This is a genomic window from Nocardia sp. NPDC051570 (assembly GCF_044454005.1).
Classification (GTDB): domain Bacteria; phylum Actinomycetota; class Actinomycetes; order Mycobacteriales; family Mycobacteriaceae; genus Nocardia.
In genome coordinates this window covers 46999-60382 of the sequence record NZ_JBITDI010000023.1, presented here as the reverse complement: position 1 = coordinate 60382, position 13384 = coordinate 46999, and the positions used below count along the sequence as shown (strand labels likewise).

The 13384-nt window shown below is 63.8% G+C and carries 20 protein-coding genes; 11 read left to right on the top strand and 9 right to left on the bottom strand.

What is annotated here, in order from left to right; all coding sequences use genetic code 11:
- Positions 1–30: 30 nt before the first annotated feature.
- Positions 31–717 (bottom strand): arsenate reductase ArsC, encoded by a 687-nt coding sequence (locus tag ACIA76_RS38155; protein WP_397159547.1) that lies wholly within the window; start codon positions 715–717, stop codon positions 31–33.
- A gap of 110 nt (positions 718–827) precedes the next feature.
- Between ACIA76_RS38155 and ACIA76_RS38150 the strand changes: the two genes are divergently transcribed.
- The gene (locus ACIA76_RS38150; RefSeq protein WP_397159445.1) at positions 828–1025 is read left to right on the top strand and encodes a hypothetical protein; all 198 of its coding nucleotides are present in this window, start codon (positions 828–830) and stop codon (positions 1023–1025) included.
- Positions 1026–1076: 51 nt separating this feature from the next.
- Complete coding sequence (locus ACIA76_RS38145) at positions 1077–1286, top strand: hypothetical protein (RefSeq protein ID WP_397159443.1); 210 nt, start codon at positions 1077–1079, stop codon at positions 1284–1286.
- 7 nt (positions 1287–1293) lie between these two features.
- Here the strand turns inward: ACIA76_RS38145 and ACIA76_RS38140 are convergent, their stop codons facing one another.
- From ACIA76_RS38140 to ACIA76_RS38130, 3 genes are all read right to left on the bottom strand, one after another.
- On the bottom strand, positions 1294–1908 hold the full coding sequence (locus ACIA76_RS38140) for an FMN-binding negative transcriptional regulator (protein ID WP_397159441.1): 615 nt from the start codon (positions 1906–1908) through the stop codon (positions 1294–1296).
- Positions 1909–1968: 60 nt separating this feature from the next.
- Positions 1969–2307 (bottom strand): hypothetical protein, encoded by a 339-nt coding sequence (locus ACIA76_RS38135; protein ID WP_397159439.1) that lies wholly within the window; start codon positions 2305–2307, stop codon positions 1969–1971.
- 813 nt (positions 2308–3120) lie between these two features.
- Positions 3121–3645 (bottom strand): serine hydrolase, encoded by a 525-nt coding sequence (locus ACIA76_RS38130; RefSeq protein WP_397159437.1) that lies wholly within the window; start codon positions 3643–3645, stop codon positions 3121–3123.
- Positions 3646–3831: 186 nt separating this feature from the next.
- Between ACIA76_RS38130 and ACIA76_RS38125 the strand changes: the two genes are divergently transcribed.
- Complete coding sequence (locus ACIA76_RS38125) at positions 3832–4413, top strand: TetR/AcrR family transcriptional regulator (RefSeq protein ID WP_397159435.1); 582 nt, start codon at positions 3832–3834, stop codon at positions 4411–4413.
- On the opposite strand, the gene ACIA76_RS38120 is transcribed toward ACIA76_RS38125, so the two are convergent.
- Positions 4314–4712: a hypothetical protein gene (locus tag ACIA76_RS38120; protein ID WP_397159433.1), complete on the bottom strand. Its 399-nt coding sequence runs from the start codon at positions 4710–4712 to the stop codon at positions 4314–4316. The genes ACIA76_RS38125 and ACIA76_RS38120 overlap by 100 nt on opposite strands.
- Between ACIA76_RS38120 and ACIA76_RS38115 the strand changes: the two genes are divergently transcribed.
- Together ACIA76_RS38115 and ACIA76_RS38110 are read left to right on the top strand one after the other, a co-directional pair.
- The gene (locus ACIA76_RS38115) at positions 4599–5156 is read left to right on the top strand and encodes a TetR/AcrR family transcriptional regulator C-terminal domain-containing protein (protein WP_397159431.1); all 558 of its coding nucleotides are present in this window, start codon (positions 4599–4601) and stop codon (positions 5154–5156) included. The two genes, ACIA76_RS38120 and ACIA76_RS38115, sit on opposite strands and share 114 nt — an antisense overlap.
- 41 nt (positions 5157–5197) lie before the next feature.
- A complete protein-coding gene (locus ACIA76_RS38110) occupies positions 5198–6094 on the top strand; it encodes an alpha/beta fold hydrolase (RefSeq protein ID WP_397159429.1) in 897 nt (298 codons plus the stop codon).
- A gap of 117 nt (positions 6095–6211) precedes the next feature.
- Here the strand turns inward: ACIA76_RS38110 and ACIA76_RS38105 are convergent, their stop codons facing one another.
- Positions 6212–6862 carry a GDSL-type esterase/lipase family protein gene (locus tag ACIA76_RS38105; protein WP_397159427.1) on the bottom strand — a complete coding sequence of 217 codons (651 nt, stop codon included), beginning with the start codon at positions 6860–6862 and terminating at the stop codon, positions 6212–6214.
- Between the two features lie 166 nt (positions 6863–7028).
- On the opposite strand from ACIA76_RS38105, the gene ACIA76_RS38100 reads away from it, so the two are divergent.
- Positions 7029–7262: a hypothetical protein gene (locus ACIA76_RS38100; protein WP_397159425.1), complete on the top strand. Its 234-nt coding sequence runs from the start codon at positions 7029–7031 to the stop codon at positions 7260–7262.
- A 164-nt stretch (positions 7263–7426) separates the two neighbouring features.
- The gene (locus tag ACIA76_RS38095; RefSeq protein WP_397159423.1) at positions 7427–8266 is read left to right on the top strand and encodes an alpha/beta fold hydrolase; all 840 of its coding nucleotides are present in this window, start codon (positions 7427–7429) and stop codon (positions 8264–8266) included.
- Positions 8267–8274: 8 nt separating this feature from the next.
- Here ACIA76_RS38095 and ACIA76_RS38090 read toward each other — a convergent pair whose 3' ends face one another.
- Both ACIA76_RS38090 and ACIA76_RS38085 read right to left on the bottom strand, forming a co-directional pair.
- On the bottom strand, positions 8275–8892 hold the full coding sequence (locus tag ACIA76_RS38090; protein ID WP_397159421.1) for a type IV pilus biogenesis/stability protein PilW: 618 nt from the start codon (positions 8890–8892) through the stop codon (positions 8275–8277).
- Positions 8893–9032: 140 nt separating this feature from the next.
- Positions 9033–9455 (bottom strand): DUF4254 domain-containing protein, encoded by a 423-nt coding sequence (locus ACIA76_RS38085; protein ID WP_397159545.1) that lies wholly within the window; start codon positions 9453–9455, stop codon positions 9033–9035.
- A gap of 195 nt (positions 9456–9650) precedes the next feature.
- Here ACIA76_RS38085 and ACIA76_RS38080 point away from each other — a divergent pair, with 195 nt between their 5' ends.
- The gene (locus ACIA76_RS38080) at positions 9651–10535 is read left to right on the top strand and encodes a helix-turn-helix domain-containing protein (protein WP_397159419.1); all 885 of its coding nucleotides are present in this window, start codon (positions 9651–9653) and stop codon (positions 10533–10535) included.
- Complete coding sequence (locus tag ACIA76_RS38075; RefSeq protein WP_397159417.1) at positions 10532–10738, top strand: DUF397 domain-containing protein; 207 nt, start codon at positions 10532–10534, stop codon at positions 10736–10738. The genes ACIA76_RS38080 and ACIA76_RS38075 overlap by 4 nt, the downstream gene beginning before the upstream one ends.
- Here the strand turns inward: ACIA76_RS38075 and ACIA76_RS38070 are convergent.
- Positions 10735–11406: an endonuclease V gene (locus tag ACIA76_RS38070; RefSeq protein ID WP_397159415.1), complete on the bottom strand. Its 672-nt coding sequence runs from the start codon at positions 11404–11406 to the stop codon at positions 10735–10737. The two genes, ACIA76_RS38075 and ACIA76_RS38070, sit on opposite strands and share 4 nt — an antisense overlap.
- A 326-nt stretch (positions 11407–11732) precedes the next feature.
- Here ACIA76_RS38070 and ACIA76_RS38065 point away from each other — a divergent pair, with 326 nt between their 5' ends.
- Positions 11733–12899 (top strand): hypothetical protein, encoded by a 1167-nt coding sequence (locus tag ACIA76_RS38065; RefSeq protein WP_397159413.1) that lies wholly within the window; start codon positions 11733–11735, stop codon positions 12897–12899.
- Positions 12900–12934: 35 nt separating this feature from the next.
- Positions 12935–13297 (top strand): hypothetical protein, encoded by a 363-nt coding sequence (locus ACIA76_RS38060; RefSeq protein ID WP_397159411.1) that lies wholly within the window; start codon positions 12935–12937, stop codon positions 13295–13297.
- Positions 13298–13384 lie beyond the last annotated feature (87 nt).

The following is a 13384-nucleotide window of genomic DNA, read 5'->3' as shown; positions in this document are numbered from 1 at the left end:
CTACCTCAGGATTCGGCGCGGGGCAGAGCGTCAGGACGCGACCGGCAGGTGCAGACTGGCCAGTAGTTCGGTCACGCGGCCGCCGATATCGTCGCGGATCGGTCGAACCTCGGCCACCGGCAGCCCGGCCGGATCGTCCACGATCCAGTCCTCGTGCCGGATGCCGGGCACCAGCGGGCAGACATCGCCGCATCCCATGGTCACGATGACGTCGGCGGCGCGGATGATCTCATCGGTCCAGGTCTTGGGAAACTCGTGGGAGATGTCGATTCCTATCTCGGCCATGGCCGCGACCGCCGCGCGGTTCAGGGCGCCGCTCGGCTCCGATCCGCCCGACCAGCCCAGCGCGCGTCCGTGCGCGTACTGCTCGAAGAAACCCAGCGCTATCTGCGAACGCCCGGCATTGAACGTGCACAGGAACAGCACCACCGGGATCGCATGCTCGATGCGGCCCTCCACCTTGGCCCGGGCGTGCAGCCGCTGCCGCGCGAAGCGCTCGGCCAATAGCGGCAAATACAGATCCACCGACGCTCGCGCGCCGATCTCGTCGTAGGAGTCGTGGAGGAAGTCGTGAATCGTATTGGCGTCGAAGAGGATGGTGAATTCGCGGTGCAGCCGCCGTTCGGCATGAGCGAGTGCGGTGGCATGCACGATGTCGAGGAGTCGGTAGGCCGGAGTGATCTCGGCGTACCCGGCCCGGTTCGACCGCTCGGGCATAGACACGGTAGTCAGCGTGACACCCGCATCGCTCCACGGCAACCGAACTGGGGATGAACCGATTCGAACCCGTAGGCCACAACCCGGCAACCCGCCGAAAACACGCCTCGATGAGCAGCGTGTCGCGACAAACGTTAGCGCAGCAAACCGTTCGCCGACGCGATCCGAGTTCGACGCTGTCGAGCATCCGCGGCCAGAGCGTGCAGATGCCCGCGCCGATCACCGACGCCTTCGACGCCGTGCTGACCGTCCCGGCCATCACCACGAGGGTCGACTTGTCCCTCGGCCGACCTACCCGGCGAGCGTAGCGCCGGACGATCATGTGCCCGCAGGTCGCCCACGTGAATTACTGTGTCGGCGTGGGGTTTATCGAATACGGTCCAGGTGATGTCGTCTACTTCCCGGAGGGTCCGTTCAGCGGTATCTGCGGCGTCGTCCGGGAGGTGGACGCCCGCAGATCCCGGCTACGCATCGACTTCAGCGAGGGCCTCGTGCACCGCGAGGGCGGCGTACTCCGCGAGCGGCGGCACAGCCTGACCGTCGGATTCGACGAGGTCGAATTGATCTAGGCAATCGTCATTTCGGTCGCGCCTGCCGTACGGCGGTGGCAGCGGCGTCGTGACCGCTCTCGGTCAATCCGGAAATCACACCGTCGATATCGGCCGCGGACCGATTCTGGCTGAGCTTGTACTTGGCTTCCACACGGGTGATCATCAGCTCGATGCCGACGATGGCGCGCAGTTGGCCGGCGATGAACTGCGGCGGTGCGTCATCGACGGACCATGGGGACGGGCGCCCGCCCTCATAGCGTTCGGTCAGCTCGCGGATCAGCTGTTCGACCCAGACCGGATCATCATGAACGACGAGCCGCCCGTAGACATGCGCCGTCACGTAGTTCCAGGTGGGCACCACACGTCCATGCTCGGCCTTGGTCGCATACCAGGACGGGGAGATATACGCGTCCGGACCTCGCACGATGACGAGCGCCTCGCCGACCACAGGCTGTCGCCACTGATCATTGTTACGCGCGAGATGCCCACGCAGAGTCCCGGCCTCGGCGTCGTACACGAACGGCAACATGGTGGCGACCAGCCCACCCGACGTCGCGGTGATCAGATCGGCGGCGCCGTGCCGAGCCAGCAGATCATCGACTGCCTGCTCGTCGGCGGTGAAATGTGCGGGGACGTACATGTATCCACTGTTATCGGTACGGATTGATCCACGCCAGAGCCACTTCGAACACAGTGGTCGTCACGGAATCAGGGCGTACACCTTCACGATGAACCCGTCCTCGGCCGAGCCGTAGGGGTCGGCGATGTAGAAACCGCGGCGGGACAAGGACTCTCGCTCGCGCGGGATGGGCGTCCTCGAGCCGGATGCGATATTCGACAGCACCCGCTGGTCGTAGTTGGCCCTGACATCCGACAGCACGCTGAACCGGATCGCTTCGCTGTGGGGTTCGGTCCGCCAGACGAGTTCGCGCGCCCCCTCCGGAATATCGGCCAGCGAGAAGTTCACACTCGACCGATCCTTCTGTCTCGACCGGGTATGGCCATCCGACCGGACCTCGGCGACCAGGACCTCAGCCATCCTGTGCTCCTTCATGTGCCGCGGATTGTCCCGCCCCCTCGACTTTACCAACGGGCCTGGGCGCGGCCTCCGAACACACTGTGACGTACCAGTGTTCGTGCTACCGGTGCTGATCACCGTCGGCGCCGGGGCCCTCGCCCGCACCCGGTCCGATCCTGCGCGGTCTGGCCCTCCGCCGAATGCCGGCGGACGGGGCATCGTCACCCGCTCGCTTCCGCCGCACCGCGCCGAGATCGACCACACTCGCGTCACGCCCCTCGCTGCCCGGAGCCTCCTCCGGCGCGGGATGCCGCACCGGACCGGGACCGACCGGCCACCACCCTGTCTCACGCTGCAGTTCCGATCGCAGCACGGGCCTGGTCGGCGCGTGATCGGAGCCGCCTTCCGAGCGCCAAGTCTTGTGCGGACGCTCGCTGACTTCTTCCGTCAACCGCCGCGGGCGACGCGGCAGCCGGGTGGGTCCCGTTATGCCGTCACTCGCCTCGGGGGAACCATCGAACCCGTTCCCACCCGGTCCCGGCGACGATCCCCGCCCTGGCACTTCCCGCTCCGACATCGAGCTAGCTGCCGGCCGGGGCCGTGACATCCGCCGGCATTGCCACCGTCGGTACCCTGCACTTCTTCCTGATTGCGTCGCTCACACCCGTATTCTCCCTTGAGACCGCCACACCCGTTCCGGCGCTCCCATCCTTGCGGATACGGGAGCGATCATCGGCATATCGAGCACCATGTCGGTCTCCGTCTCATCGACCCGACCCGGCGCAACGGTAGCGCGCCGGATCCATGGAGCGGAGCCCTGAATTCCTGGGCCGATCAGCTGGCCCCGGCGGCGGCATAGCTGGCGGAGATCAGAAGTTCGCAGTCGCGCCCGGGCCCGGCGGGGAACGGGAAGAGCCCGCGGGTATAGCCGAAGGCGATGCCATGGCGCGGATCGGCGAATGCCTGTTGACCGCCCGCACCGCTATGCCCGAATGAGCCCTGTCCCAGCGCCGGGTAGTACTCGGAGGTGGCATGGAAACCGGCCGTGAATGCCTTCCTGCCCCGATTCACGAGATCGTAACCGCTGGAATGGATCTGGCCCACCGCGGCGACAGTCTCCGAATCCAGCAGCGGCGCCAGGCCGTCCAGCGGGCCGATCGCCGCGGCGTACATGCGCGCCAGTCCGTCGGCCGAGGCGACACCGCCGAACGATGCGGGCCCCTGTTCGCGGATCACCTCGAGATTCGGCAGCTCCCACACCTGCGGGCCCTGCGGATTGTTTCGATTGAATGCGATGCCGGACAAGCTGTTCGGGCCGGCGGCCGCCTCGGCCGGTCCACAGATCCACGACGCGTTCACCGTGCCGATAGACCACCACCTGCGCGGAGTAGTCCGCGCCTTCCGTCGCCGTGAGCGCGGCGAATGTGTCTCGCACCGACTCGAATCCGTCGGCCACTGTGCCCTGAGCTGCGTTCTCGATCATGAGAGGAAGTCTACGTCCATTAGTGACCATTGGTCACTAATAAGGTTCGTATAGTCGTCACCATGTCTGATGCTGCGGCGACCCGACGAGGCCGTGGACGCCCCGCCCAGATCGACCGGGAGCGGATCCTCGAGGCCGCCATCTCCTCCGGGAACCTCGACACGCTGACCATGCGTGAACTCGCGGCGCGTCTGGCGGTCACCCACGGCGCCCTCTATCGCTGGGTGAAGAACCGCGAGGAACTGATCGATCTCATCAGCGATGTTGTCGTGGAACGGATTCTGTCCTCGGAGGGCCCCGGCAACGATTCCTGGCGACCCTGGCTCGTGCGTCTCGGCTGGGCCATGCACGATCAGTTCCTCGCGGTGCCGGGCTATGCCACCCATCTGTCCCGGCCACACCGCCACAACGCCCACGCCTTCGAGCGATTGCGCGCGGCGATCATCACCGCATTCACCACTGCCGGAGTCGAATCCGACCTGGCCGAGCAGAGTTACTACATCTTCCTCACCTCGGTCGTCGGCTGGCTCGCGGTCCAGGATGGTCACCTGCACTTCAGCGGTAACGCCCCTCGGTTCGAGCTGTTCCTCGATACGCTCCTGCGCGGCCTACCGGCCCGCGAGCCCGGCGCCCTCCGGCCGTGAAACGCTATGCGCCATACCGGAATGCGCAGGAAGCACGCCGATGCCGTCAGGGCGTGGAAGGCGTCGATGCCGAATTGGTGTGTGGGCATGCCCAATCGGAGCAGGCGCGGATTGACGGTGGCCTGGATCTCGTCGACGAACGGCCGCAACGTGGTGTCGTAGTTCGCCAGAGCGCCGGGCAGATCATGGGGCCGTCGATTGATCTCACCAGCCAGGACGTAGGCGCCGACCAGAGCGCCGGAGACGCCCATACCGCTGTAGGGGGAGGCGCAGTGCGCGGCATCGCCGACCAGGACCACGCGCCCCTCGGCCCACGTATCCGTCCGCACCTGCAGGACCTCCTGGGAGTAGAAGCTCTCGGTCGTCCGCATGCCGTCGAGGAATCTGTCGGTCTGCCATCCCGCGTCGAGGAATCTCTCGGTCCAGAACCGCTGCTGATGCGCCGCGACGGCGCCGGGCTGCACGCCGGAACTCGACCTGCGGCAACCGATCTCGATCGTCTCGGCCACAAGGTGGCATTCCTGATCGCGTCCGGCCTGCCCGAGCGCGATGCGCAGCTGGCGATGCTGGCCGCGGGCCGCTTCACGGTCGGCGCCGTGCTGGAAGAACAGGCCGACCTCGGCGTGGACCATGCGGTGGACATCCCGCGGATAGATCACGAGACGGCGTTCGAGGCGGGACTGGCGTTCATCGTGGACGGTGTGGCGCATCGCGTCGAGCACGATTCACCGGGCCGGGCCTGATTCCGCGACTCGACCCGTCGAAGTGCGGCAGAGTAAGCGGAATGGACCGTTTTCTGCGAGGACGTGCCCGCCTCTCGGCCGTCGCGGCCGCATTCCTGTTGCTCATCGCGTTCGTCGCCACCCAGGGATGCTCCGATCCGAGCACCGCGAATCCCGCAGTGTGGCAGACACTTCCGCCACTGGGCCCGGCGCCGGCGGCAGGGAAGACCGGGTACGCGCCCGTCGACGGGATCCGCATGTACTACGCCGAATACGGTCAGGGGCGGCCCGTCCTATTGCTGCACGGCGGCCTGGCCAACTCCGAATACTGGAACTATCAGGTCCCCGCATTGGTGCGGGCCGGATATCGGGTCATCGTCGCCGACAGCCGAGGCCACGGGCGCAGCACCCGGACCGCCGAGCCGTACAGCTACGACCTCATGTCCGCCGATGTGCTCGCCCTGATGGACTACCTCGGACTGCCGAAGGCCGATCTCGTCGGCTGGAGCGACGGCGGCATCATCGGCCTGGACATCGCCATCAATCACCCCGACCGCCTCGGCAAGCTGTTCACCTACGGCGCCAACTCCGATCCCTCCGGCCTGACCCCGCACGGCACCGACAATCCGAACTTCGCCCGCTACATCGCCCGCGCCCGCACCGAATACCAAACCCTTTCTCCCACACCGGATCAGTACAACGAGTTCGTCGCCCAGATCACGCATATGTGGGATACCCAGCCCAATGACACCGCCGCTCAACTGCAGACCATCGCGGTGCCGACCACCATCGCCGACGGTGAGCACGACGAGGTGATCCAACGCTCGCACACCGAGTATCTGGCCCACACGATCCCGCATGCCGACCTCCGAATCCTGCCCGGTGTCAGCCATTTCGGCATGCTGCAGAACCCCGACGAGTTCAACCGAGCGGTACTCGACTGCCTGAGCCGTCCGTGAATCCGGCCCGAGCTGCAAATACCGACGGCGACTTCAGAGCTCGCAATACATGACATACAGCCCGACCCGGCCGAGTCAGGTCAGCCCACTCCTCCCGTAGTTGTGCCGGGGCCGAAATCAGTGGGCGACAATCAATGTGCTGATCATCTCGGCAATCCGGCCATGCGATGCTGCGTCCAGATGCACCCCGTCCGCCCCGACCGAACCCACGGCGCCCGCGTCGGCGAACAGCAGCCCCTGGGCCTCTGCGAATTCCCGGTATGCCGCCGCCAGACCCCGAGACTTGGCAACCGATATCAGGTCGTACTCGTCACTCGATTCCGCGAACCGCGCCGCCCGGTCGTCGACCGGAACCGGTGTTACCACAACGATTGTCGGCACGTGCCCGTCCCGCCCGTAGGCGACGGACCGAATATCATCGACCAGCCCGCCCAACGCCTCCGCGATTCGCTCGACGGGCCGATCGAACCGGGCCTTCACGTCATTGGTCCCGAGCATGAGCACGATGATGTCGAGGGGGCAGTGGCTGAGCAGACACGGCGTCAGATAGGCACGTCCATTGCCGCCCGGCCGATCGGCTTGATCGAGATCGGTGGTGCGGCCGCCCAATCCCTCCTCGATCACGTCGTAGTCGTCGCCCAGGCGTTGCTGGAGTTGTCCGGTCCAGCGGATATCGATCGGCCACCGCGTGGTGTCATCGGGTTGCGCTCCATGGGTATTGGAATCGCCGTAACAGAGCACACGGGTCGCATTCGGATTGATCAGCACCGAACCGATGGTAGAACCTCGACGCGGTCCCACTGTTGGATCGCCGAGACCCTATGTGGTTGTGCCCAACACGGGGTTCGTCCGGTCACCGCATCGAGGTTTGGTTCACACCCGATTCGACGGGCTTAGTCTCCGGAGAAACAGTCACCACGCCGAGGGAGATGCCATGTCCACCACGCTGGCCCGCACCGCGAAAACCCATGCGCCGTGCGGCAGGATCGTCGATCTGGAGTGTTTCGAGGACGACGATGGATTCGGCATGATCAGCCATATCGAACGATACGGATGCGGATGCCGGTCCGTCCGCCACGATTATCACGACGGTAGCGTCGGCGAGCGCACCATCCGGCACGACGGCAGGGAGCTTCCGCCCACGGTGCTCCCGGACCAAGGCTGCTGATATCGGCTGATATCGGCGGCTCGAGGTAAGCGAGGGTGAACAGCAGGCTGCTGTGACATCCGGTCGGTGTGCCGGGTACCGCTGAACCTGAACGGTCGAGACCATTCCCTCGAACCGCACCGAACGGTACGGTCGTAAGTGCCGACAGCGATTGGGGGACAACGATGCTCGACGCCGAGGACCATTGGATCGAGGGTGTGCGTTGCGCGGTCTATGACAGCGGCCCCGACGAATGCGCCGAGGCGGTGGTATTCGTCCACGGCAATCCCGGCCCCATGGACGACTGGGCGGAACTGGCGCCGAAGATCGCCGGATTCGCGCGCGTCATCGCCATGGATATGCCAGGTTTCGGACGGGCGCAGCGCCCACGCGCCTTCGATCACAGCGTCGTCGGCCAAGCCCGATACCTCGGCCTGCTGCTCGACCGCCTCGGTGTCGAGCGGGCGCATCTGGTCCTGCACGACTTCGGCGGACCGTGGGGATTGCGCTGGATGCTGGACCATCCCGAGCGCTCGGCCAGCCTCACACTGATCAACTGCGGCGTCCTCGACGGCTACCGCTGGCACCGATACGCCAAGATCTGGCAGACGCCGATACTCGGGGAACTGTTCCAGATCGTGAGCAACCCGCGCGTCATGCACGCCGCACTCAACCACGACAACCCGAAACCGTTGCCCCGCACGTATATCGACCGGATCGACGGCTACGCGGACCGGGGTCATAAGCGGGCCGTGCTCCGGACGTACCGCAGTTCTCGCGATCCGGCCGGCGCGTTCCCGGAAATGCGCCTCGGCATGACGGCCGATGATCTACCGACGTGCGTGATCTGGGGTGACGGCGATCCGTACGTTCCGGTGCGGTTCGCCGCAGAGCAACGAAACTACTTCCCCGGGGCCGAGATTCATATCCTCGAAGGCCTGGGCCATTGGCCGTTCATCGACGATCCGCAGGCAGTGCTCACACCGCTGAAAGACTTCTTGCGCAGGCACATTCGAGTCGGGTGATCGATCGTTCAATACAGCAGGTTCGCGCGGAAGTCCGGGATCTGGCCGTTCTCGACCTGTGTGCGCCAGGTGTCCAGTTTGCCGTCCTCCATCTCCCAGAACTTCCGGCACAACTCGAAGTACTCCAGGACAACCCGGCGCCTGCCCTTGTCGAGAAGGTCCTTGGCCAAGCTCATGTTCGGGCCGAACGAATCCAGTTGCGGGGAGCCCGGTGTCGCGCCCGCTGCGAGCAGATAACGCTCGGCGTCGTCGAGGCGGCCCTCGCGAGCGGCGATGCGTCCGAGGACCATATTGCCGTCGTGCAGGGCGTTGCCGTAGTTCCAATCGCTCGGATAGGTCGGTGCCAGAGCCAGTAACTCCTGCGCGTAGCGTCGGGCGTCCTCGATCTGCCCGGCATTGAAGCTGTCCTTGGCCAGGTCAGGCAGATCGTAGAACCGGTCGAGTGCAGAGTGTGCGGAATCCGGTTCGCCCTGTGTAATCGCCAGTGTCAGTGCCGTGGCGATCTCGGGCCGGACGGATACGAATACGACGGCTGCGACCAGCCCTCCTATGACCAGTGCCGTTGCCGCATGTGCGACAACCTTTCGCGGTCGAAGTCGCCGGACGGTTGGGTGCTGCTCACTCATAACGCCTCATACACTCGGACAACAGGTTTCGGTCCGCTGGGATATCCGCGCCGGGCACGCTACCGCGTTCGGCAACGGCCAGGGCGCGGCGAAGGGCGTGTTCTCAATCGTTCACCTTGGTGAATTCCTTCATCGACCCGTCAGGCGCCGCCCGGGAGGCGACGGCGGCCGGTGTGCAGTTCGTCGATCAAATCCTCATAGGCGACGGCCAATTCGGCCAGATGTCCCCAGGTGTTGCCGAGGTCGGGGGCGGGGGAGCCGGAGAGGGCGGCATAGGCGAGGGCGGTGAAGCGGGCCATGCGGTCGATCACCGCGCCGATGGTTTCGGTGTGGATGCGGGCCGCGCCGTGGGCGGGCGGCAGGGACCGGACGGCGCACCGGTCGATTTCGGTCATCAGGTGGGCGCGTTGGGTTTTCAATTCGGGAATTCCGGGATGAGGGGCGGTCAAATGCCTTTCGTGAATGCCGGTGAGGGCGTGGGCGGCTCGCAGGATCGGATGGGTGTCGTAGTCGACCCCTCGGCAGGCGTTCAGGAGTTGGGCTTTAGTGGGTAGCGGGTTCATGAGCAGCACGAGTTCCCCCGATCTCTCGTCGAATTGTCTTGTGGCGGTGAGTGAGTGGTGTGGCGTTCACGGATATCGGCGTAGGTACAGTGATACCCTTTTCGCGAGCAGGGTGGAAGCTTTCGGCGCGATCGGTCATTGGTTCCAAGAAGGCCTATTCCAAATCGGCATACCACTAGTTAGCGAGGCGAAGCAATGAGTGGTTCGACTCTTGCCAGCAGGGTGCTCGGACGGCAACTGCAGAAGTTCCGCGAGCGTGCTGGGCTCTCTCAGAACGTCATGGCCAGAGCTGCGGAGACCTCGCCGCAGACCTACGGTCGGCTGGAGGACGGGGTGAAACACAATGTCCCCAGCATGATGATCAATGCCCTCTGCGACAGGCTGCGGGTGAGTGACAGCGAGCGACGATTCCTGCTGTCGCTCGGGGAGGAAGTCCGGCACGTGCACAAGTTCGGAGGGAAGTGGTGGCGTGCGGACATCGACGAGATCTCATCGGAGTTCGATCACTATATGTGCTTGCATGATTCGGCGCGACGTCTGACGACATGGAGTCTCAACCTCGTACCAGGCCTCCTGCAAACGGCCGGGTATCGCCGGGAAATCGCATGGGCCGAGAACCCATTGTGGACTCCCGAGCAAGTCGATCACTGCCTAAGCCTGATGACTCGTCGTCAGGAGCGGCTGACAGACTCGAGTTTTGAGGTCGAGGCCATACTGTCCGAGATGATCCTGCGCCAGATGATCGGCAGCACGAGCGTTATGGCCGATCAGCTGCTGCACCTTGTCGAGCTTGGTGACCGGCCTAATGTCACAATCCGAGTCGCTCCGTTCGGGGTCGCTAACGCTATCGGCCCGGTCGCCGGTTCGTTCGTCTGGATGGATTTCTCTCAACTCCCATCCACGAAACTCCAAGAGCCTCCGGCAGTGTACGTGGAGGAGTATGTGGGTCGACTGTATCTGGAGCGGCGCGAGGAGATCGCACCATATCGAGATGCGCTGACCCGGATTCGGCGCATCGCATTGAACACCGATGAGACCAGGAATCTGATACTTGCGATCGCAAGGGAGTATTCCGAGTGATCAGCGATCTATCGTCGGCGAGATGGTTCAAGTCCAGCCGAAGTCAAGGCGATGGCGACTGTGTCGAGATCGCCCACCTCGACGGCGGCATGGTCGGCATCCGCGACTCGAAGAACCCCACCGGCCCCGCACTCGTCTTCGCGCCGGGGGAGTGGGACGCATTCACCGCCACCGTCAGAGACGGAGAGTTCGACCGAATCTAGCCCTCACGCAACAACATTCGGCACAGATGATCGGCCTGCCGAGTGGTCTCCGGCTGACGGTACTTCGGCGTCAACGCGAGAACCTCGGCACAGGCCGTATCCAGATCGATCCGATGCCCGACCGAGACGAACACCGGCTTGACCCCGGGCTGCGTGCGCACGGCGCGACCGACGACCTCCCCGTCGAGGGTGATATCGCCGAATTCGCCTCGCGCACGGCCCGGTTCGTCGTAGTCACCCCACACGGTCTTGGCAACTCCGATGCTCGGAAGCCCGGTCAGCAGCCCCAGATGACAGGCCAGCCCGAACCGTCGAGGATGAGCGATCCCCTGACCGTCGCACACCAGCAGATCCGGTGTGGTCCCCAGCTTCTCGAGCGCCGCAATGGTGGTAGGCAACTCCCGAAACGCCAACAATCCCGGCACATACGGAAACTCGACCCGCCCCCGCGCACTCGCGCTGTCCACCACCCGAAGCGTCGCCACCTCCAAAACCACTACCGCCGCAACGACATTCCCAAGATCGTCATAGGCGGAATCGACCCCAGCCACAGTCCGCACCTCCGCCGCACCCACCCCCTGCAGTTCCACCAGCCCCCGCAACCGCTCCTGCAACGCCTCCGCCGCCGCCACCTCACCCGGCAGCTCCAACTCCATCGCCAATCGCATCAAAGCACCGTACCGTCACCCCACCCGCCCCCTCACCGCCCGCGACGATCGTTTCGTGCTCCTCGAGTCCGGTCGGCCACCAGGTCGGCGCGCCGAAGTGTCGAGAACCCTTCGGACGCAACGCATTCTGTGCCACACGTCACATTCGATTGAGCTGCAGTGAACTCGGCCTCCGGAGCTAATGTCATTCCGGACGGAACGAACCGTCGAGGCCGTCCATCTTGGATAGGGGACGTCCTGCGCGTAATACGAGGCACGGCGGGTAACAGTTACGCGTATGAACACCATCAATCAGATGTCTGCGATACAAGGAGATTCTGAAGACCATGCCTAGCGAAAACTCAGTGGGCAAGACTTATAAACCCGCAAAATTTATGCGGCGTCCGCTGACAGGGCGAAACCAAGAGGAACTTGGGATTCCCGCCAAGGCCGATTCTCTCCTGGCTTGGGAAGATAAGACGTGGAGATCGGGATACAAGGTACTGGACTACGTCAAGGCAAAAGCCCAGAAGAAAACAAAAGATGGGCAGGATCGATGGATCACCCCTACCGGGTTTTCCCTGAACAAGCAGCGATATGGCGCTTTTCCTCAGGAGGAGAAGACGGCACATCAACGCGGGTGGTATGCCTACATGAATGTGGGCATACCGCTTATCGAAGAGCGCGGTGATATTGTACAGCCTCCGCCGGATGTGATCTCTCAGCAGGCGTACGTCAATCGAACCGACCCCGCTGTTCCTGTGCAGTGGACCAACACTGTCGAGTTCTCGATTTCGAATACAATCAGCTGGTCGCTCGAGGGGCAGGTACAGCTCACCTTCGGAGCAAAAGGCGCCGCAGAACTGCAGGCGCAACTGCAGCAGAGCCTCGCGCTGAAGACGTCGCGCACCGATATCAACCACAACCACAAAGACGACATCGGCACCGAGACGCAGAATCAGACCGAGCAGACCAAGACCGACACGGCGACCGGCACCGCCACGGGGACCGGAGAGCTGTCCGCTCAGTTGATGCTCGGGATCACGGCATCTGTCAGTGGTTCGTTGACGACCGAGTGGAAACAGACGTCATCGCTCAGTGGGACTATGCCTGTTCAGTCCCGGGCAGTCGTCAGAGCCACGCAACGACGTCAGGTGAAGAGGTTCGACTACGAAATCCCCGTCGTCTTCGGCGGCTATGTCGCCTTGTATTATCCCGAGCCGGTAGATTTTACGAGCCTTGTGGCGCCTGCGAATATGGATCTGACGGAACGGACTCGCGTACAGAATCAGAATCCGAAAGCGAACGCCGCACAGCCGCCGCAATACACTCAAGTAATTGTGCATCCCATCGATATTCTCGGCTTGATCCGGGACGGTGAGAATTTCACGCAAAAGGGGGTGGCCGAGGTTGTTTCAACCCTCACCGGGGAGCATGATGTATTCGAAGTTGAACAACTTCAGGCTGGAAGTCGTTACAAGGATGGCGTGGAGGCGCCTTTTTATAAGTCCTGATTTTACGTCCGCCGAGGTGACCAGAAAGGAAGCCCATGTCTTATAAGAACGCCTTCACCGGTGGCTCGGGTGCAGCCGAGTCTGCCGAACATTCCGCTCGACAGATCTACGAAAAGATTCCCGGCGCTTGGCCCGAACGGAAAGGGGTCGATCCGGAGCTCTATGACGATATTCCCGACGCACCGCGTGATCCGAAGATCGTGAACGAGATGTCGCCGGGGGCGCTCAATATTGTCGGTAACGTCCTGACCCCCCTGTTCCAGAATTTCCAGACGGTAGCCGCCGACCAGCTCAGAGTCAGCGAAAACCCCGCATCGACATCGACTATGGCGTCGTCGACCCAGGCGGAGACCTCCAAGAATATGAAGGCAGAGGTCAACAACAAAGATAAGGCTTGATGAGCATCCGGGAACTTCGGTCATGCCCGGGTGAGTCGGCGTGACCCAAGTTCCCGGACGCTCTCTTACGCCATGAGCGCCGGGCCG

Coding starts and splice junctions, on each gene's coding strand:
- ACIA76_RS38140 (WP_397159441.1), bottom strand. CDS start 1,908: ATGTACGTCCCCGCACATTTCACCGCCGACGAGCAGGCAGTCGATGAT.
- ACIA76_RS38100 (WP_397159425.1), top strand. CDS start 7,029: ATGTCCACCACGCTGGCCCGCACCGCGAAAACCCATGCGCCGTGCGGC.
- ACIA76_RS38085 (WP_397159545.1), bottom strand. CDS start 9,455: ATGAACCCGCTACCCACTAAAGCCCAACTCCTGAACGCCTGCCGAGGG.
- ACIA76_RS38090 (WP_397159421.1), bottom strand. CDS start 8,892: ATGAGTGAGCAGCACCCAACCGTCCGGCGACTTCGACCGCGAAAGGTT.
- ACIA76_RS38125 (WP_397159435.1), top strand. CDS start 3,832: ATGTCTGATGCTGCGGCGACCCGACGAGGCCGTGGACGCCCCGCCCAG.
- ACIA76_RS38135 (WP_397159439.1), bottom strand. CDS start 2,307: ATGGCTGAGGTCCTGGTCGCCGAGGTCCGGTCGGATGGCCATACCCGG.
- ACIA76_RS38115 (WP_397159431.1), top strand. CDS start 4,599: ATGGGGCCGTCGATTGATCTCACCAGCCAGGACGTAGGCGCCGACCAG.
- ACIA76_RS38095 (WP_397159423.1), top strand. CDS start 7,427: ATGCTCGACGCCGAGGACCATTGGATCGAGGGTGTGCGTTGCGCGGTC.
- ACIA76_RS38065 (WP_397159413.1), top strand. CDS start 11,733: ATGCCTAGCGAAAACTCAGTGGGCAAGACTTATAAACCCGCAAAATTT.
- ACIA76_RS38155 (WP_397159547.1), bottom strand. CDS start 717: ATGCCCGAGCGGTCGAACCGGGCCGGGTACGCCGAGATCACTCCGGCC.
- ACIA76_RS38080 (WP_397159419.1), top strand. CDS start 9,651: ATGAGTGGTTCGACTCTTGCCAGCAGGGTGCTCGGACGGCAACTGCAG.
- ACIA76_RS38150 (WP_397159445.1), top strand. CDS start 828: ATGAGCAGCGTGTCGCGACAAACGTTAGCGCAGCAAACCGTTCGCCGA.
- ACIA76_RS38070 (WP_397159415.1), bottom strand. CDS start 11,406: ATGCGATTGGCGATGGAGTTGGAGCTGCCGGGTGAGGTGGCGGCGGCG.
- ACIA76_RS38060 (WP_397159411.1), top strand. CDS start 12,935: ATGTCTTATAAGAACGCCTTCACCGGTGGCTCGGGTGCAGCCGAGTCT.
- ACIA76_RS38110 (WP_397159429.1), top strand. CDS start 5,198: ATGGACCGTTTTCTGCGAGGACGTGCCCGCCTCTCGGCCGTCGCGGCC.